Here is a 19,354-nt window from a genome sequence, read left to right as displayed (position 1 = left end):
GCAAAAAGATGCCGGGAATCTCACAAAAATGCCCCGCCAGGAACATTCCTCGAATTGGTAGTAGGTGCATATGCCAAAGGGCGAAACCGCCAAAAAACTCATATCAGCAGATAACACCTCAAGAGAGCATTGACATATGGCCAACCTGTACGGACCGAAGACGCTGACGGCCCCCGCTGGTGCGATCGTCATAGCACCCGGCGCCAACATCCAGTCCATCGTCAATGGTGCTCCCGCTGGCGCGACCTTCTGGTTGCAGCCGGGCGAGTACCGTCTCCAGTCGATCACCCCCAAGGACAACCAGACCTTCATCGGGGCCGAGGGCGCCGTGCTGAACGGGTCGAAGCTGCTGACCGGCTTCACCCAGGAGAGTGCCGGACGCTGGGTCATCGGTGGGCAGACGCAGCAGGGCGAGCGCCGTGAAACGGACAAGGCCAGCCCCGATGCGATGCGTGGCGGCTACCCGGACACCGTCTATGTCGACGACAAGCCGCTGACCCCCGTTGACGCGTTGTCGAAGCTGAAGGCGGGAACCTTCTACTTCGATTACAACGCCGACAAGATCTACATCGGCGACAACCCGGCGGGGCACAAGGTCGAGGCCGGAGTGACGGCCCATGCCTTCAGCGGCACCGCCGACAACGTGACGATCAAGAACCTCGTCATCGAGAAATACGCTCCGCCGGTGCAGCACGGCGCCATCCAGGGCGACGTGGGCTGGACCATCCAAGACAACGAGCTGCGGCTGAACTACGCGGTCGGCGCCACGGCGCAGGACGGCAGCAAGTTCATCGGCAACTACGTCCACGACAACGGCGAGATGGGCCTGGGCGGCGCCGGGGCCAAGATCCTGGTCGAAGGCAACGAGGTCGCGCGCAACGGCGCCTGGTCCGGCATCGACGTGTTCTGGGAGGGTGGCGGCACCAAGTTCGCCTACACCACCGACCTCGTGGTCCGCGGCAACTATTCGCACGACAACACGGGCTTCGGTCTGTGGACCGACATCGACAACGTCGGCGCGCTCTATGAAAACAACGTCGTGGTCGGAAACAGCGGCGGCGGCATCACGCACGAGATCAGCTACGACGCCGTCATCCGCAACAACGTTCTGGTCGGGAACGGATTCAAGCCGCAGGCCGAGGGCTGGCTGTGGGGGGGCTCGATCCAGATCCAGAATTCCCAGAAGGTCGAGGCCTACGGCAACAAGATCGACATCACCGGGGTCAAGGGCGCCAACGGCATCGTGATGATCCAGCAGGATCGCGGCGCCGGGGAATTCGGCACCTACACCACCACGAACAACAAGATCCACGACAACATCACCGTTTCCAAGGACGGCAACGGCCAGTCGGGCGGCGTGGCGGACCACAACGAAGCCGGCATGCTCAATGGCGGCAACGTGTGGGACAACAACACCTACTACATGCCGGACGGCGACCGCTGGCGCTGGGGCGACTTCCCGGAAGGCGACAACTGGTCCGCCTACATGAACGCGACCACGCAGGACGAGCATTCGACCCTGTCCCAGGCCTACCCCTCCACCGCCGGCTGGACGACCGTCACGCCCACCAGCCCGACCAATCCGCCGGCTCCGACGCCGCCCCCTGCCGCAGCCGACACCACGCCGCCCACGGTCAAGGTGACCATCGCCGACACCAGCGTGACCAAGGGTGAGGTGCCGCTCGTCACCTTCGCCTTCAGCGAGGCGGTGAAGGATTTCGCGCTGGCCGACACCACGGTGAAGGGCGGCACGCTGAGCGGCTTCAAGACGGTGGACACCTCCACCTACACCGCCGTCTTCACCCCGTCCTCGGACACGAAGATCACCGACGCCAACGTGGCGGTGAAGGCCGGCAGCTACACCGACCTCGCCGGCAACGCGGGCAAGGCGGGCGCCTCCGCCGGCTTCGCGGTGGACACCACGACGACCACGCCCACCGTCCCGACGACGCCCACGGCCAGTGTCACGACGATCAAGGTCAACGCCTCCGGCTCCGCCGCGGGCGGGGTGAACGCGCATTTCAAGCTGCTGGTGGACGGCAAGGCCATCGGTGACGCCACGGTCGGAACGGCGGCGAAGGATTACAGCTTCACCACCAACCTGACCGCCGGGCAGCCGCACAAGGTGCAGATCCAGTACGACAACGACGGCTTCGTGAACGGCCAGGACCGCAACCTGTTCGTCAACAAGATCACCATCAACGGCACCGCCCACAACCCGACCGACGGCATCGTCACCTACGACAAGGGCGCCTTGGACGGCAAGGACGTGGTCAAGGGCCAGTCGTCCATGTGGTGGGGCGGCACGCTGGTGGTCGATGCCCCCGCCAAGGAGTTCCCCGCGGGCGGCACGCTGGCGCAGAGCGGTCCCAGCACGACGACGATCACCGTCAACGCCTCCGGTGCGGCGGCCGGCGGGGTGAACGCCCACTTCAACCTGCTGGTCGATGGCCAGAAGGTCGGCGAGGGCGTGGCCGGCACCGCGGCGAAGGACTACAGCTTCATCACCAGCCTGTCCGCCGACCAGGCGCACAAGGTGCAGATTCAGTATGACAACGATGCCGTGGTGAACGGGCAGGACCGCAGCCTGTTCGTCAACAAGGTCACCATCAACGGCAAGGCGGTCCTGCCCACCGACGGCATCGTCACCTACGACAAGGGCGCCTTGGATGGCAAGGACGTGGTCAAGGGCCAGTCGTCCATGTGGTGGGGCGGCACGCTGGTGGTGGACGCCGACAAGAGCTTCTTCCCCTCGGCCACCCCGGTCGGCGAGGCCGCGCCCCTGGCGCTCGACGCGGGAATGGACAGCGTGTGGAGCCACGTCGCGGCCCAGCAGGCGGCGGCCACCGCTCCGGCGGCCGTGGCCGACATGCCGGTCGCCGCGAACAGCCTGTACGGCGTCGCCCTGGCCGATGCCGGCTACGACCCGCTGCTCGACCACGCCGACCCGTCGCTGCTGCACGCGGCGTAAGGCGCTGATCTGATCCCAGGGACGGATGGGAAGGGGCGGGGGCCGCAGGCTCCCGCCCTTTTCACGCTCAGGAGAGTCATGGCGGCGCCCGTCCGCCCGTCCGGCCTTCGATTTCCGTGCGGTGGATCAAACCGGCGGCGATGCCCGTCCCGAACAGGACCCAGAACCAGATGCCCAGCATCGGGCCTTCCAGCGCCACGTCGAAGGACGCGTTGATGACGATGGACAGCCAGTAGCAGAGCAGGAAGACGAACAGCCGTGCCCAGGCGCGGTCGCCGTGCCGGCGGGCCAGCAGAAACGCGCGGACCATGAAGGCCACCCAGCTTCCCAGCATGGCCACCCACAGCAGGAAGCCGGGAACGCCGGACCGTGCGAGAATCGTCATGTGCGCGTTGTGCGGGCTGCGCAGCACCTGCGCCTCCTCCTCGTCGATGACCTGGAAGCCGTCATCGTCGGCCAGATTGATGCCGAACCCCTTGCCGTTCCAGAAATAATCGCCGTGGACGGTGTAGTTGACGATCTTGTCCCACCACATGATGCGCCATTGCTTGGTGCCGTCCAGACCGGCGGTCTCGGCGGAGCCCGCGATGCTCATCAGGTTGGTGGCGATCTGGTCGACCGACAATTTCCGCGACGACACCTCGATTTCCACATTCAGCAGGGCCGCGATGGTCACGATGGCCGCGGCGATCATCAGCAGCGGGGCGAGCTGGCGGCTGCGCGGCACCATGGCCAGGGCGATGCACAGCGGCACGACGATGGCGAGCGTCCCGCCACGGCTGTGCGCGGCGACCATCGCGATCCCGACCACCAGCAACGCCAGCTGCACCGGGCCGAGGCGGCGGAATCCGAGCAGGACGAACAGCGCGATCCCGGCGAAATGCACGCCGACTTCGCCCGGACGCAGGCTGATCAGCGGGACGTTGTAGCGCGGCCAGATGGGAATCTGCGACTGGAGCAGCTGGTAGCCCGGATAGACGATCGGCATGATCGACACGAACAGCACCGCGAAGCTGCCATAGGCCAGCACGAGGCGGCGCAAACGCTCCGGCTCGTCGTACAGCACCACGACGATGATGAAGGCGAACAGGCCGTACATGACGATCACGCTGTCGCGCAGGGCGTCGAAGCTGTAGAGGCCGAGGAACGGGATGGTGCGCGCCAGGACCCAGACGATCAGGATCGCCAGCAGCGTTCCCGGCAGGCTGGACAGCGTTGCGACGATGCCGCCGGTCCGCAGCATGACCAGCAGGCCGGTCAGCAGAAGGATCTCTCCGATGAAGAGGGGCGGCATCCCGATGTAGGCGAATCCGCGCCCGGCCAGGGTGTAGCCGAGAAGGACCACCATCAGGAAGCCCAGATAGAGGTCCGCCGCCCGTGTCCGGCTGCGCTTGGGGGTGGAGAGGACGGCGCTCATGACGGGCGTCCATAGCCGGCGGCGCGCAGCCGGGCGGCGATCCGCCCCCAGTCGCCGATCGCCACGACCATGCGGTGCGCGTTGGCCGCCATGTCCAGCCAGATGCCGGGGCCGGCCCGCTCGGCCTGCGTCAGCGCGTCGGCCACCGCCCCGGCCGTCAGGTCCGGGATGCCGAAACCGGCGCGGTGACCGTCCACATAGGGGACGAGACCGGTTTCCCGCGTCACGATCAGCGGCAGGCCGGACAGGGCAGCCTCCAGGCAGCCGGTGGGCATCACGTCGTAGCGCGAGGTCAGGACGAAGTAGTGCCAGCCCGCCATCATCGCCGCCTTCTCCGGCCCGAAGACCGGCCCGTGGATGCGGATGTCGGTGCCGAGGCCGTGGGCCTGTGCGCGCCGCTCCAGCTCGGCGCGGGCTGGGCCGGACCCTGCCAGCTCCAGCACCCCGCGCCCGCCGGCCCGGCGGTAGGCGGCGAAGCCGTCGATCAGCAGGTCCACGCCCTTGTGGTCGATCTCGTAGCGCGCGCAATAGCCGAAGGTCAGCCGGTTCCCGTCCGGGGCGGCGCGCGGAACGGCGGCGGGAAGGCCGCCGCGCCGCGCCGACCAGGCGGTGTTGGGCAGGAGGCGGACGGCGGCGCCGGGGGCCACCCGGCGGACGATGGCCGCCTCGTCCTCCGTGATGGCGTGGACGAAGCGGGCGCGGGCGAGGGCGGGGCCGTCGACGACGCGCAGCCACGCGGCGGGCAGGCGCCGCCGCACCCGGCCCGCGCCGTCATAGACGTGGGAGCACTGGCCGTGCAGCGTCACGCCATAGGCGACGCCGCGCCGGTGGAGTCCGCGGGCGAGCGCCGCGAACAGCGGCTTCACGGCGCCGTGGATGTGCACCACCGTGTCCGGCCCGGCGCCGTCCAGCAGGCGGTCCAGCGTCGCCCCCGCGATGGTCAGCGACCGTCCGGACAGCCGCGGTCCGCCGAGGGGGAAGCGCTGCGCCGGACAGTCCGCCGGAATGCCGGTCAGGGCGTCCGGATCGTCGGAGAACAGGAACAGCCGGGCGTCGTCGCCCATGGCGCGCTGCTCCGCGATCAGGCAGCGCACCACGTTGTGCAGCCCGTTCGCCGAGGAGGGGTGGGCGATGGCCGGCTGGATCACGACGTGCCGGAGGTCGAGCGGGCGCAGTCCGGTATCCTCGAAGGCCAGTCCGGCGCTGCCGTCAGCGGGCGACATGGGCGGTCCTCGTCTTGGAGAGGTAGTATTGGGCCGCGCCGACGCGCAGCACGCTGGAGAAGAGCAGGGCCATGCACACCCCGGCGACGCCGTACATCGCCGCCAGCGGCCCGACCGCCGCGAACACGGCCAGCGTCCCGACGACGTTCACCACGAGCGCGAACTGGCTGCGCTGCACGCCGTAGAAGTAGGAGCAGACCATCTCCGCCAGATAACCGGTCAGCGCACCGATGGAGAGCAGGCGCAGCGGCAGCTCCTGGTTTGCGTAAGGCGAGGCCGTGCCATAGACGATGTGCAGCACCTGATCGGGGATCAGCAGGGCGAGGCTGTAATAGACCAGCAGCGGTGCCGCGCCGATGACGACGTAGCCGCGGATCGCCAGCCACGCCTTCTCGTCCGGATGAGGGGCGCCGCCGTCGTCCGGCATGGCGCCTCGCCCCCGTGCGGCAACCTGCGGGACGAGGTTGCCCATGCCGATGATGATCGGGTTGGCGATGTTCACCAGATTGACCACCGCCTGGAACGCGGCGGTGGAGGCCATGCCGTCCATCGCCGCCATCAGCCAGACGAGGCTCTGCACCCGCAGCATCAGGAACAGGTTGTTGGCGAGCGCCCAATGCCCGATGGACCAGAAACGGCGGCACACCGCGGGCAGATCCGAGAGGCCGCCGAAGCCGGGGCGCAGTATGGAGAAATGCACGACCGCCCCGGCCAGCGCCGGTCCCGTCATGGCGACGAACACGCGCTCCAGCGTCAGATGGCCGCCGAGCGCCATCAGGTTCAGCACCACCACCTGGCCCAGATAGGTCAGGCTGTCGCCCCACAACGCCTGATCGTGCTTCAGCCCGGCCATCAGCCCGCGCCGCCCGATCTCCTGCACCTGCCAGACGATGAAATAGAGCACGGTCGGGCCGATCATCTCCGGCATGCCGAGCCCATAGCCGACCAGGGCCAGCAGCCCGGACAGGGGCAGCAGCGATCCGGCGGTGAGCAGCACGGCGCTTCCCGCCAGGGTCCGGCGTTTGGTCGGGTCCAGCACGGTGCCGTCCACCGAGAGCGGGTATTGGATCAGGCTGACGTTGACGACCTGGAGCGCCAGCAGGACCGACAGGAAGAAGACGAAGGTCCCGTATTCCTGCGACGGGAAGGTCCGGGCGAGCTGGATGTTGATGGCGAACATGCCCAGGCTGACCACGCCCTGGTCGGCGAGGGTCCAGAAGCTGCGGACGAGTGACGCCGGGATCATCCTCATGCGCTGCCGACCCGTGTCGTCTCGGTGGGGGCGGGCAGGGGAGCGGGCTGACGGTCTTCATTGGCGGGCCGTGCGGCGGCTGGTGCGGCTGGGGCGGTGCGCGGCACGTCGCGGTAGGCCCAGCGCAGATAGTCCGCGGTCAGCGCCATGCCGTCCTCGAAGGTGAAACGGGGCTCGTAACCGAGCAGGCGCCGCGCCTTGGTCAGGTCGATGAGCGCCTTGGCCTGATAGAGCGCCAGCTTCTGCGCGTCGGGCAGCCAGAGCTGGTTGCGGCTGGCCTTCTTCTTCAGGAAGTAGTGGACCATCACGAGATGGCGCAGCCGCGGCGGCAGGCTGTCGAACCCGCCCTGAAGCACCCGGCGGGCCGGGCGCCAACGCACGATGATCTGGATGATCTTCTTGGGGTCCTGAAGCACCATCGCGATGTCGCGCCGCAGGCTCTTCATCTCCTTGCGGATGACCGCGGCGGGTTGGAAGCGCAGGCTGTCCACGCCCAGCGCCTCCTGGAAGCGTCCGAAGACGGCGGCCCAGGGCGGGGCGTCGGGGCCGGAGATCACGAAGCGCTCCCCGATGGCCTGGGGGCTGCGGGTCGCCGCGATCATCGCGTCCACCAGATCGTCGATGTAGACGGCGTTGCACAGCCCGCCTTCCTGCGGCAGCACCACCGTGCCGCTGAGCAGCATCTCGGCGGGGGCGTTCGTCCAGGGCTTGCAGAAGGGGCCATAGACGATGGAGGGCTGGAGCACCACCCCCGGCAGGCCGCGCTTGTGCGCCGCGTCGAGCACCATCTTCTCCAGGTCGAGCTTGTTCTGGACATAGCTCCAGGCCCGGTCGCCGTCGCGCGTCTCCTCCGACAGCGGGCCGTCCGGCAGCGGTTCGTAGACCGAGAAGGTGCTGAGATGGACGAAGCTCTCCACCCCGTTGGCGAGGCTGGCGTCGATCAGCGCGTTCATCCCGTCGATGTTCTGGCGGCGCGACCGCACGTCGTAGGCGCAGTGGAAGACCCAGTCGGCGCCGGCCACCGCCTTGCCGATGGCCTCGCGGTCCAGCAGGTCGGCGCGGACGATCTCCACCGGGAAGCGGGCCAGACGCACCGCCTGCGCGATGTCGCGGACGATGCAGCGGACCTTGGCGCCATGCTCCAGGGACAGCCGCTCGACCAGCCGCCCGCCGATGAAGCCGGCGGCGCCCGTCACCACCACGGTCGGGCCATCGGTGCGGGGACCATCGGTGCGGGTAGCGGTGGCGGGCGCCGGACCGTCCACCCAGGGCAAGGCCAGCGGCTTGCGACTGGCGTAGCAGCGCTCGATCAAGGCGGTGGAGGGCAGGGCGTCGCGCCCGCCGACGGCGGCCGGGCGCCCGTCGCGGATGGCGTCGGCGAAATCCTTCAGCTCCGCCTGGAACAGGTCGCCGAAGATCTGCGGCGGGATGTGGTTGGCCGAGAAGCCGTCATGGACGAAATCGAGGATCTGCGGCACGTCCGAGGCGATCTGGTTCTCGTAGAGATGGACCTCGACGCTGCCCTTGGTGCCGTGGACGCGGATGGTGTTGCGCAGGGCGCGGGTGCGGCTCAGCTCCAGCGTTCCGGTGGCGCCGGACGCCATGGTCAGGGACAGCCGGCAGTCGGATTCCAGCCCGCCGTGGCTGTCGTCGCTGTAATCGACCTCCGCCGCCTCCCCGAACCACCACAGCAGCAGGTCCAGCGTGTGCGACCCGGTGTCGAGCAGCACGCCGCCGCCCGCCCCGTCGCGGCGCAGCATGGCCGGCGAGCTGATGCCCCAGTTGTAGACGAAGCCCTCCCGCGCCTCGAAGCGCAGGACGCGGCCGAGCTGGCCGGTGTCGATCAGCGCCTTCAGCCAGCGGACGCCGTTGACGTAGCGGCGCATCAGCCCGACCGCGAGCACGCGCCGGCGCTCCTCCGCGGTTTGCACCATGCGCTCGGCGTCGGCCAGCGTGACGGCCAGCGGCTTTTCCATGAAGACGTGCTTCCCGGCCTCCAGCAGGCTCTGGCCGACCGGCGCGTGGACCATCGGCGGGGCCGCCACCAGCGCCGCGTCGAACTGGTCCGCCGCCTCCCGCCAGTCGGCCACGGCGACGGGGGCGCGGCTGCGGCCGAGCATGGCCTGCACCGCCTCCAGCCGCCCCGGCGTGGGATCGACGAGCACGCTTGGCCGCCAGCCCAGGCGGAGCAGCGCCGGCAACAGGTGATGGCTCACGATGCTGCCGCAGCCGATGATGGCAAGCCGCGGGAACTCGGCGTTGGTCATGGAATCCTCGCTTTTGGCTGACATCCCCTCTCCCCTCCGGGGAGAGGGTCAGGGTGAGGAGGATGCGCGTGTCGGAGCGTTCAGCAGCGGCGCACCCCCCTCACCGGCCCATCGGGCCACCCTCGCCCCGGAGGGGAGCGGGCTGAAATGGAGGGCTAGGAATGCCGCGCGGGCGCGTGCAGGGCGTAGTAGTAGGTGTCGTCCTTGTGGCCGTACTTGACGTGCTTGGACGCCACAACCCGCGACAGCACGACGCCGCCGACCGCGCTGTCGACCGACTTCAGCTTGTTGAAGCCGGCCGTCACGGTGTCGAGCGGGGTGTGCTGCCAGCGGACGACGTAGATCACGCTGTCGGCCAGGAAGGACAGGGCCAGCGCGTCGGAGAACAGCATCACCGGGGCTGAGTCGATCACCACCACGTCGTAGTTGTGGCGCGCCCATTGGATCAGGTCGCTCATCGCCTGGGAGCTGATGCGGTCGTGCGCGTCGGGGGTGCCGACGGCGTTGCCCAGGACGCCGAGGTTGGTGGTCTCCTGATGGATCAGGTCGTCGATGCCGACGCGGCCGTCCAGCAGGTCGGCGACGCTGCCTTGCGGCTGGTAGCCCAGCAGCTTCGCGATGGAGGGGCGGCGGAAGTCCGCGTCGATCAGCAGCGTGTTGAGCCCCAGCCCGGCCAGCGACCGCGCCAGATTGGCCGCCAGCACCGACTTGCCTTCCTTGGGAATGGAGGAGGTGACGAGCAGCACCTTGGGCGGCGTTCCCCGCTTGCGCGGCATGCAGGCCATGGTGCGCACGGTCTGGATCGCCTCGCGGAAGGCCCCGATCTCGCGGGCACGGCGGCTGTCGGGGTGAAGCGGCAGGTTCCACGTCGCCTCGTTGCGGGGAAGCGACGGGACCATGCCGAGGCAGGGCACGCCGGTCGCCCGCTCCACCTGGGAGGGCGTGCGCAGGCCGGAACTGAGCCGCTCCAGCAGCAGCACCAGCGCCACCGCCAGCGCCGTGGAGCCGACCAGCCCGACGCCCAGCGACATGCGGAACTGCGGGAAGGCCGGGCGGATCGGCGGCAGGGCCGGAGCGCTGAGATGCGCGTCCAGCGCGCCAGTGTTCTTCAGCGCCATCGTCTGCTCGTAGCGTTCGGCGAGGCTGCGGTAGAGCGTGCGGTGGGCGTCGGCGGCGCGCTCCAGGTCGCGGAGCTGGATGCCGGTCGCCTCGATGCCCTTCTGCTGCTCCTGCAGGTCGGCGATGCTCTTGAGCAGCGTGGCCTCGCGGATGCGCGCCACCTCCAGATCGGCGTCCAGGCCCTTCTGGATCTTGCCCACCTCGTCGCGGATGCGCGCCTTCAGCTCGCCGATGCCGCGGCGGAGATTCACGATGTCCTGATGCTTGTCACCATAGACCTGCTGGAGTTCGGCCAGCCGGCGCTCCAGCATCGCCTCGGCCTCGCGCAGCTTCTGGATCAGCGGGGAGGCCAGCACCTCCGGGATCGCCGCGGCGTTGTTGGCGGCGGTCTGCTCGCGGGCCTGGCGCACGCGGGCCTCGGCCGCCGCCTTCTGCGCCTGCGCGGCGGTCAGCTGGGTGGCGAGTTCGTTCATCTGCTGCTGGACCATGTTGCGGCCGTCCGGCGGCAGTTCCAGCAGGCTGTTCTCCTTGCGGAAGCTGCGGATGGCCTCCTCCGCGCCGCGCACCGCCTCGCGCGCCTCGATGAGCCGCCCGCCGAGCCACTGGTTGACCCGCTCGGTCAGGTCGCGGTTCATCTCCGTCCGGTAGTCCAGATAGGCTTGGCCGAAGGCGTTGGCGATGGCGGCGGCCTTGGCGGGATCGACCGACGACGCCTCGATGATGATGGTGAAGGACCGGTCGTCGTTGCGCGCCTCGATCCGGCGCAGCAGCGTGTCGATGGTCAGCAGGCGGGCTTGGTTCGGGTCGCCGGCGTTGGGGCTTTCCTCGGCGCGGAACAGGGCGGTCGCCTGCTGCACGATCTGGCGCAGCACGTCGTTGCCCTCCGGCGGCAGCGCGCCGACGCCGGCCTTGGTGACCCGCTTCAGCCAGTGGTCGTCCGCGCCGTCCGCCGCCTTGAGCGTCGGGTTGAATTCGGGGTCGTTGATCAGGCGGAGCTTCTCCACCACCCGCTCCGCCAGGGCGCGCGAGCCGACGATGGACACCTCGCTGCGCACCGCCGGCGCCTCGGGCGTCAGGTTGGACACCACCGACTTGAACTCCGCCAGCTCGACCCGCCGGGAATCGAGCTGCACCATCGCCGTGGCCCGGTACATCGGCTTCAGCGACTGCATGACGTAGGTGATGGTCGCCGTCCCCAGCAGGATGATGGTGAGCAGCAGCAGCTTGCGCCGCCACAGCACGGCCAGCGAGGCGAAGACGGTCGCCTCCTGCCGGCTGCGGACGTCGGAGGACTCTGCCGCGCCCGATTGCAGAAGACTGTCCGGAAGGACGCTGGCGTGCGCTTCGTGGCCTGGAAGCGTCCCGCCTTTGCCGATCGAAGAATTCACGTCGTCGCCCCTTTCGTCTTGCTGGCTGGCGGTCCGGCCCGGGATGGGCGTGGCGGATGGCTGCAAAAGGACGCGCTGCGGCCTTTTGTTTTCTTTGGAGATAACCGAGAATCCGGCTGTCTTTTAAAGACCAGGGCCGAATGGGCCGTGATGTTCCGCTGCTGCGACCGTTGTCGGACAGACTTCGAGTACCGTGAATGGCGCCGCGCAACAATTGAAAAAAAGAAGGCCCATCCGTCTCTGTGCTTACGACGGCGACCGTCATAAATAATCATGCCCTGTACCCCGTCCGCGTGTTTGACGGTCAACTCCGCGCCGGTCACAGTTTGCCGGGTGCAGCGGAGCCGGCTCAGGCTTCAAAAACGCCGCGCATTTCCAGACATGATCGTCCATTTCCGCTTAAAGCCGGAGTGTCCATCCGCTTTTCATGGCGATATGCGGCGCTTCGTCTCTGGATTTTAAAATATTCGCGGAAGCGGATCGGCGCGCTATCTCCGCGTGCCGCCGCCGTCTGGGCGAATTCCCCGGTCAACTCCATGGAGAGGCTCAATGACGTCTACGACTGAGCGCGTTCTTGTGACAGGTGGCGCCGGGTTCATCGGATCGCACCTGTGCGAGCGTCTTCTGGCCGCCGGGAAAGAGGTCCTGTGCGTCGACAACTATTTCACGGGTGCGCGTTCGAATATTGCGCATCTGCTGGACAACCCGAGGTTCGAGGCGGCGCGCCACGACATCACCTTCCCCCTCTATGTCGAGGTGGACGAGATCTACAACCTCGCCTGCCCGGCTTCGCCGGTGCATTACCAGTTCGACCCGGTGCAGACCACCAAGACCAGCGTGCACGGCGCCATCAATATGCTGGGGCTGGCCAAGCGGGTGAAGGCGACGATCCTGCAGGCCTCGACCAGCGAGGTCTACGGCGACCCCTTCGTCCACCCGCAGCGCGAGGATTATTGGGGCAACGTGAATCCCATCGGCCCGCGCGCCTGCTACGACGAGGGCAAGCGCTGCGCCGAGACGCTGTTCTTCGACTACAACCGGCAGCACAAGGTCGCCATCAAGGTCGCGCGCATCTTCAACACCTACGGGCCGCGGATGAATCCGAACGACGGGCGCGTGGTGTCGAACTTCATCGTCCAGGCGCTCAAGGGCGATCCGATCACCATCTACGGCGACGGGTCGCAGACGCGGTCCTTCTGCTACGTCGACGATCTGGTCGAGGGTCTGCACCGGCTGATGGAAACGGACGGGACGGTGACCGGCCCGATCAACCTCGGCAATCCCGGCGAATTCACCATCCTGGAGCTGGCGGAGACCGTCATCCGGATGACCGGATCGCGCTCGCGGATCGAGCGGCACCCGCTGCCCCAGGACGATCCGCGGCAGCGCAAGCCGGACATCACCAAAGCCCACGCCTACCTGAAATGGATGCCGCACGTGCCGCTCGAAGAGGGGCTGGAGCGCACCATCGCCTATTTCGCCAAGACCTATTTCTGAGCGCGGCGACGCAGCCGGCAGCGCCGCCGCATCGCTGGGGTGCGGCGGCAGGGAATGGGCCAACAGGGAACGGCGGATGTTCGAACTCCCTTCACGAGACAGCTCGGCGAAGCCGGATTACGGCACGCGCGTGGGGATGGCCTTCCAAGGCCCGCGCCCGGAATCCGCCTCGCCGGTCGCCGCGGCGGCCTCCGCCCCCGCCCTGCTGTGCGGGCTGGTGGCCGCGGACGCGCTGATGGTCGTCGGGACGGGGCTGGCGGCGGAGAGCATCGCCGCCCGTCTGTTGCGGGCCGCCCCGGCCGATCCGGCGCTGTTCGCAGACGCGGTTCATGCTTCCGCGGGCGTCTTCAACGCCGCGGTCGGTCCATTGGCGGTGCTGTCGCTGATGTGCTTCTACAGCGCGGGCTGCTACCGCAGCCTGCGTCCCAAGGCGATGCGGCGGACCATCGGTTCGCACGCCGGGCCGCTGTTCGGGGCCTGGACGGCGGCCTTCCTGGTGCTCGTCCTGATGCTCGGCGTGACGGGGGATCTGCGGCGGCTGGACACGGCGGCGGCGGGGACGCTGTGGCTGTGGTACGGGCTCGGCCTGTTCGGGCTGACCGCGCTGCGCAGCCTGCTCCTCCGCATGGCGCGCGACTGGAATCTGGCCGGCGGCTTGCGGCAACGGACCCTGCTGGTCGGCACCAACGATCTGGCCTTCGAGTGGCTGGACCGGCTCCAGCGCGCGGAGGGGGCGGGCTATCAGGTGATCGGCGCGGTGTCCACCGCGGCGGACCGGCCGTCATCCGTGAACGCTCCGCCCCTGGCCACCACCCGGCTGGCCGGGGTGCCGGTGCTGGGAAGCGTGGGTGGGCTGGTCGAGCAGGTGCGCAAGAACCGCATCGACCTCGTGGTGGTGGCCCTGCCCTGGAGCGCCGAGGCCGAGATCACTGACATCCTGGAACGGCTGCGCGTCCTCGCGGTGGACGTCCGTCTGCTGCCGCACCGGCTGATCGCCCGCACCGCCGGCCTGTCGGTTGATGCGACGGCGGGCATACCGCTGCTGGGCGTCATCCATCACCCGCTGGCCGGCTGGCGCGGCGTGCTGAAGCGGTCGGAGGACCTGCTGATCGGCGGCGCGGCGCTGGCCGCGCTGGCGCCGGTGCTTCTGCTGGCCGCGGCGGCGATCAAGCTGGAAAGCCCCGGCCCGGTGCTGTTCCGCCAGAAGCGCTTCGGCTTCAACAACGAGGAATTCGAGATCTGGAAGTTCCGCACGATGCACACCGACCGCGGCGACCAGTCGGGCGCGCAGCGGACGGTGCGCAACGATCCGCGGGTGACGCGCGTCGGGCGCTTCCTGCGCCGCACCAGCATCGACGAGCTTCCGCAGCTCTTCAACGTGCTGCGCGGCGACATGTCCATCGTCGGGCCGCGGCCCCATCCCGTCGCTATGAAGGCCGGGGACGTGCTGTACCACGAGGCGGTGGAGAACTACGCCTGCCGCCACCGCGTCCGTCCCGGAATCACCGGATGGGCGCAGGTGAACGGGCTGCGTGGCGAGATCGACAACCTCCACACCGCCGCCCGCCGCGTCGAACACGACCTCTACTACGTCGACAACTGGTCCCTGGGGCTGGACGCCGAGATCATGGTGCGCACCGCCCTCCTCCTTTTCTGGGACCGCAACGCCTACTGACGAACCTCCCTGCTGAACCAACAAACAAACCGCGAAGGAGTTTGACGTCATGTCCGTCGCCCTTGTCACCGGTTCCTGCGGATTGATCGGGTCGGAGAGTTGCCTGCATTTCGGTGCGCTGGGAATGGACGTCGTCGGCATCGACAACGACATGCGGCGCACCTTCTTCGGCGACGAGGCCTCGACCGCGTGGCAGCGCCAGACCCTGGAGCAGACGCTGCGCCAGCGCTACCGCCACCACGCCATCGACATCCGCGACGCCGCGGCCATCGATGCGCTGTTCGAGCGGCACGGTTCGGCCATCTCCCTGATCATCCACACGGCGGCCCAGCCCTCGCACGATTGGGCGGCGCGCGACCCGCAGATGGATTTCTCGGTGAACGCCAACGGCACGCTGAACATGCTGGAGGCTGCGCGGCGCCATTGCCCGGACGCGGTGTTCATCTTCACCTCGACCAACAAGGTCTACGGCGACACGCCGAACCGCCTGCCGCTGATCGAGACGGAGACGCGCTACGAGATCGACCCGGCGCACCGCTACGCCGGCGGCATCGCCGAGGACATGTCGATCGACGCCACCCTGCACAGCCTGTTCGGCGCCTCCAAGGTGGCCGCCGACGTGCTGGTCCAGGAGTTTGGCCGCTATTTCGGGATGAAGACGGTGTGCTTCCGCGGCGGTTGCCTGACCGGGCCGAACCATTCACCGACGCAGCTTCACGGCTTCCTGGCCTATCTGATGCGCTGCGCCGTCACCGGAACCCGCTACGACGTGATCGGCTACAAGGGCAAGCAGGTGCGCGACAACATCCACAGCAACGACCTGATCGCCGCCTTCCAGGCGTTCTACGACGCGCCGCGCAGCGCCGAGGTCTACAACATCGGCGGCGGACGGGCGAGCAACTGCTCCATCCTGGAAGCGGTGGCGCTGTGCGAGGAGATCACCGGGCGCCCGATGGATCTGGCCTTCAAGGAGGCCAACCGCATCGGCGACCACATCTGGTGGGTCAGTTCGCTCGACCGGTTCCGCTCCCATTACCCGTCCTGGGACATCCGGCACGACGTGCGCAACATCCTCACCGACATTCATGACAGCAATCGGCGCCGCTGGCGCGTGGAGGCCGTGGCATGATCGACCATGGGAAAAAGGAAGTGCTCGGCGTCTACGTCAACGCCGTCGATTACGAGGCCGGCGTGCGCGCCATCATCGACGCGGCGGAACAGCAAAAGCCCTTCGCGGTCAGCGCGCTCGCCGTTCATGGGGTGATGACGGGGGCGCTCGATCCGGAGCACCGCTACCGCCTGAACGCCATCGACCTCGTGACGCCGGACGGCCAGCCGGTGCGCTGGGCGCTGAACCGGCTGCACGGCGCCGCCCTGCCGGACCGCGTCTACGGCCCGAACCTGATGCTGCGCACCTGCGCGGCGGCGGCGGCGAAGGGCCTTCCCATCTACCTCTACGGCGCCACGGCGGGGCTGCTCGACACGCTGACCACGGCGCTGACGGAGCGCTTCCCCGGTCTGATCATCGCCGGCGCCCGCCCGTCCGCCTTCCGCACGCTGAGCGCCGAGGAGCGCGCGGCGGTGGACCGCGAGATCATCGACTCCGGCGCCCGCATCGTCTTCGTCGGGCTGGGCTGCCCGCGCCAGGAGACCTGGGTCTACGAGCACAAGGCGGCGCTGTCGATGCCGCTGATCGCGGTCGGCGCCGCCTTCGACTTCATCGCCGGGAAACAGCCGCAGGCGCCGATGTGGATGCAGAATAACGGCCTGGAATGGCTGTTCCGGCTGTCCACCGAGCCACGGCGGCTGTGGCGGCGCTACGTCATGCTGAATCCGGCCTTCCTGTTCCTGCTGGCCTGCCAGGCGGTGCAGATGCCGCTGGTCCGCAGCGGCCAGGCGCGCCGTCCGAAAGGAGAGCTTCGATTTGGCTAGACGGTGATGGTTGTTTGGTGGCTGCCAAATAAAAGAGCCGTTATTAAAAATGAAACTTCTTCCGATGCTGTGATTGTGTGGCGCCGTTTTTAAAATGAAACGGCCTTGCGTCGGCGGATTTTCCTGAACGACCTCGGAACAGCGCCGTGAACCGCGACCGATGCGGCCCGCGCTTCCATGACAGTCGAGGATTCCTGCGATGAGCCTGAAGATCCTGTCGGCGATCGTCGTGCCGCCGCATCTGGCGGTCAGCGGCGCCAGCAAGGCGGCGGAGAAGCTGAGCGTCGCGCTGCAGGCGCACGACCGCATCGACATCGCGAACATGGGCATGGCGAGCCGGGTCCCGATGGACCTGAGCAAGCCGGGCGAGCGGATCGAGGTGCGGACCTCCAGCCCCTTCGCCGGGCTCGATTCCGTCCTGCCCAACCGCGCGAAGACCTTGTTCTACCAGTCGAGCATCCCGGCGCTGATCCGCCACGGCTCCTACGATCTGGTGCACATCCACAACCCGATCCCGGCGCTGGAGATGATGCGGGTGGCCCGCGCCTGCGTGGCGAAGGGCGTGCCCTACGTGGTGTCCACCCACGGCTTCGTGGAGATCGGCAACCCGGCGGCCTTCCGGCGCATGGACGCGGCGCGGCGGCTGGCCTGGGACCTGCTGATCGACCGCCCGGTGCGCTACGTGGTGCGCAACGCCGCGGCGATCTGCGCGATCTCGCCCGTCGATCTGCCCATCGTCCGCGGCTTCGGCTTCACCGGGGACGACATCGCCGTCATTCCCTACGGCGTGGACCGCCCGAACGACTGGGGCACGCCGACCGCGGCGGACCAGGACATCCACAGCAAATTCGGCATCCCGGAGCGGGAGGAGGACGGCGGCCCCGTCACCGCCTTCTTCCTGGCCAACCACACGGCTAACAAGGGGCTGGCCGTGCTGCTCGACGCCTTCGTGGGGCTGTCGATGCCGTTCCGCCTGATCGTCGGCGGCGAGAAGCGGGACTTCGTCGATTATGAGGCGTACCAGCGCCGCTGCGGCCCGGGCCAGACCATCCACCTCACCGGCAATCTGGCCGAGGCGGAGGTCGCCGCCATGTTCCGCCGCTCCGACCTGTTCGTCTTCCCGACCCTGGCCGACACCTTCCCCAACGTGATCCTGGAGGCGATGGCCTTCGGCGTCCCGGTGGTGACGACCCGGGTCGGCGGCATCCCCCATCAGGTCGATGACGGCTGCGCGGTGATCGTCGAGCCGGGCGATCCGCAGGCCCTGCGCGCCGCCGTCGAGGAATTGGCCGCCGATCCCGAGCGGCGGGCACGGATGGGCCGCCACGGCCGCCTGCGCGCCACCCAGCGCTTCGACTGGTCCGCCGCCGCCGCCGACACCCACCGGCTCTACGAGGCGGTGGTCCGCCGCCCGGCGGGCGCCGCCGTCCTCAAGGCCGCCTGATCCCCTGTCCAACGCCCTTTGTCCAACGCCCTTTGCCCAACACCCCCTGCCCAACCGGTAAAAGCCGCAGCAATGGAGAAGACACCTATGGAAGGCAAAACGCTCGTGACCGGCGGGGCCGGCTTCGTCGGCTGCAATCTGGTCAAGAACCTGCTGGAGGACGGTCGCGACGTCGTCGTCCTGGACGCCCTGCTGCGGCCGGGCAGCGAGCGGAACGCGGCGTGGCTGCAAACCCTCAACGCCGGGTCCCGCCTGACCTTCATGAAGGCCGATGTGCGCGACTTCGCCGCCGTCAAATCCTGCATGGCCGGGGTGGAGGAGGTCTACCACCTCGCCGGGCAGGTGGCGGTGACCTCCTCGCTGGACGATCCGCGCACCGACTTCGACATCAACGCGCTCGGCACCTTCAACGTGCTGGAGGCGGCGCGCCGCATGAAGACCCCGCCAAAGGTGGTCTTCACCTCGACCAACAAGGTCTACGGCGGGCTGGAGCATGTGGCGGTGGAGCAGACCGGCAGCCGCTACCGCTTCGTCGACCGCCCGCTCGGCGTTTCGGAGGCGGAACCGCTGGACTTCCACTCGCCCTACGGCTGCTCCAAGGGGGCGGCGGACCAGTATGTGCGCGACTACGCCCGCATCTACGACCTGCCGACCGTCGTCTTCCGGATGAGCTGCATCTATGGCCCGCGCCAGTTCGGCAACGAGGACCAGGGCTGGGTCGCGCATTTCATCATCTCGGCGCTGGCCGGGCGGCCCATCCACATCTACGGCGATGGCATGCAGGTGCGCGACGTGCTGTTCGTGGAAGACCTCGTGCGCGCCTTCCGCCTCGCCACCGAGAAGATCGAGGTCAGCCGTGGGCAGGTCTTCAACATCGGCGGCGGGCCGGAGAACACCATCTCGGTCTGGCGCGAATTCGGGGAGATGCTGTCCACCCTGCGCGGCGAACCGGTGGAGGCCGACTTCTCCGACTGGCGGCCCGGCGACCAGCCCTGCTATGTCAGCGACATCCGCAAGGCGGAGCAGGTCCTCGGCTGGCGCCCGCAGGTGGACCGCGACACCGGCATCCGCCGCCTGTGGGACTGGGCGGAGCGCTATCTCGCGCAGAATGGCCTGCCCACGGACCAGAGCCAGGTGGAACCGGGCCGCATCGCCCTCAGCGCGTAACC

General features: G+C 68.5%; 13 protein-coding genes. 7 read left to right on the top strand and 6 right to left on the bottom strand.

Annotated features, from left to right (window positions below; translation table 11 throughout):
* Nucleotides 1-136 precede the first annotated feature (136 nt).
* On the top strand, nucleotides 137-2,971 hold the full coding sequence (locus ACWPN7_RS32100) for a carbohydrate-binding domain-containing protein (protein WP_459197015.1): 2,835 nt from the start codon (nucleotides 137-139) through the stop codon (nucleotides 2,969-2,971).
* 76 nt (nucleotides 2,972-3,047) lie between these two features.
* On the opposite strand, the gene ACWPN7_RS32095 is transcribed toward ACWPN7_RS32100, so the two are convergent.
* From ACWPN7_RS32095 to ACWPN7_RS32070, 6 genes are all read right to left on the bottom strand, one after another.
* On the bottom strand, nucleotides 3,048-4,388 hold the full coding sequence (locus ACWPN7_RS32095) for an O-antigen ligase family protein (protein ID WP_051658437.1): 1,341 nt from the start codon (nucleotides 4,386-4,388) through the stop codon (nucleotides 3,048-3,050).
* Nucleotides 4,385-5,611 carry a glycosyltransferase family 4 protein gene (locus ACWPN7_RS32090; protein ID WP_456529437.1) on the bottom strand — a complete coding sequence of 409 codons (1,227 nt, stop codon included), beginning with the start codon at nucleotides 5,609-5,611 and terminating at the stop codon, nucleotides 4,385-4,387. The genes ACWPN7_RS32095 and ACWPN7_RS32090 overlap by 4 nt, the downstream gene beginning before the upstream one ends.
* On the bottom strand, nucleotides 5,598-6,863 hold the full coding sequence (locus ACWPN7_RS32085) for a lipopolysaccharide biosynthesis protein (RefSeq protein ID WP_492273721.1): 1,266 nt from the start codon (nucleotides 6,861-6,863) through the stop codon (nucleotides 5,598-5,600). The genes ACWPN7_RS32090 and ACWPN7_RS32085 overlap by 14 nt, the downstream gene beginning before the upstream one ends.
* Entirely contained in the window at nucleotides 6,860-9,154 is a 2,295-nt protein-coding gene (locus tag ACWPN7_RS32080) for an NAD-dependent epimerase/dehydratase family protein (RefSeq protein WP_459197016.1), read from the bottom strand. The genes ACWPN7_RS32085 and ACWPN7_RS32080 overlap by 4 nt, the downstream gene beginning before the upstream one ends.
* Nucleotides 9,155-9,285: 131 nt before the next feature.
* Complete coding sequence (locus ACWPN7_RS32075) at nucleotides 9,286-11,637, bottom strand: GumC family protein (protein WP_040136174.1); 2,352 nt, start codon at nucleotides 11,635-11,637, stop codon at nucleotides 9,286-9,288.
* A 349-nt stretch (nucleotides 11,638-11,986) separates the two neighbouring features.
* Nucleotides 11,987-12,175: a hypothetical protein gene (locus ACWPN7_RS32070; protein WP_349619750.1), complete on the bottom strand. Its 189-nt coding sequence runs from the start codon at nucleotides 12,173-12,175 to the stop codon at nucleotides 11,987-11,989.
* An 11-nt stretch (nucleotides 12,176-12,186) separates the two neighbouring features.
* Between ACWPN7_RS32070 and ACWPN7_RS32065 the strand changes: the two genes are divergently transcribed.
* From ACWPN7_RS32065 to ACWPN7_RS32040, 6 genes are all read left to right on the top strand, one after another.
* Complete coding sequence (locus ACWPN7_RS32065; RefSeq protein WP_040136176.1) at nucleotides 12,187-13,134, top strand: UDP-glucuronic acid decarboxylase family protein; 948 nt, start codon at nucleotides 12,187-12,189, stop codon at nucleotides 13,132-13,134.
* 76 nt (nucleotides 13,135-13,210) lie between these two features.
* Nucleotides 13,211-14,809 carry an undecaprenyl-phosphate glucose phosphotransferase gene (locus ACWPN7_RS32060; RefSeq protein ID WP_149648983.1) on the top strand — a complete coding sequence of 533 codons (1,599 nt, stop codon included), beginning with the start codon at nucleotides 13,211-13,213 and terminating at the stop codon, nucleotides 14,807-14,809.
* A gap of 49 nt (nucleotides 14,810-14,858) precedes the next feature.
* Complete coding sequence (locus ACWPN7_RS32055; RefSeq protein WP_201042251.1) at nucleotides 14,859-15,938, top strand: NAD-dependent epimerase/dehydratase family protein; 1,080 nt, start codon at nucleotides 14,859-14,861, stop codon at nucleotides 15,936-15,938.
* A complete protein-coding gene (locus tag ACWPN7_RS32050) occupies nucleotides 15,935-16,741 on the top strand; it encodes a WecB/TagA/CpsF family glycosyltransferase (RefSeq protein ID WP_040136180.1) in 807 nt (268 codons plus the stop codon). Before ACWPN7_RS32055 ends, ACWPN7_RS32050 begins: the two co-directional genes overlap by 4 nt.
* Before the next feature lie 199 nt (nucleotides 16,742-16,940).
* Nucleotides 16,941-18,185: a glycosyltransferase family 4 protein gene (locus ACWPN7_RS32045; protein ID WP_459197017.1), complete on the top strand. Its 1,245-nt coding sequence runs from the start codon at nucleotides 16,941-16,943 to the stop codon at nucleotides 18,183-18,185.
* A gap of 87 nt (nucleotides 18,186-18,272) precedes the next feature.
* Nucleotides 18,273-19,352: a GDP-mannose 4,6-dehydratase gene (locus ACWPN7_RS32040; protein WP_149648986.1), complete on the top strand. Its 1,080-nt coding sequence runs from the start codon at nucleotides 18,273-18,275 to the stop codon at nucleotides 19,350-19,352.
* The last annotated feature ends 2 nt before the right edge of the window (nucleotides 19,353-19,354 follow it).

The organism is Azospirillum sp. UENF 312511, assembly GCF_058780635.1.
Note: the sequence above shows the minus strand (reverse complement) of the source record. Positions and strands in the feature narration are given on the sequence as shown.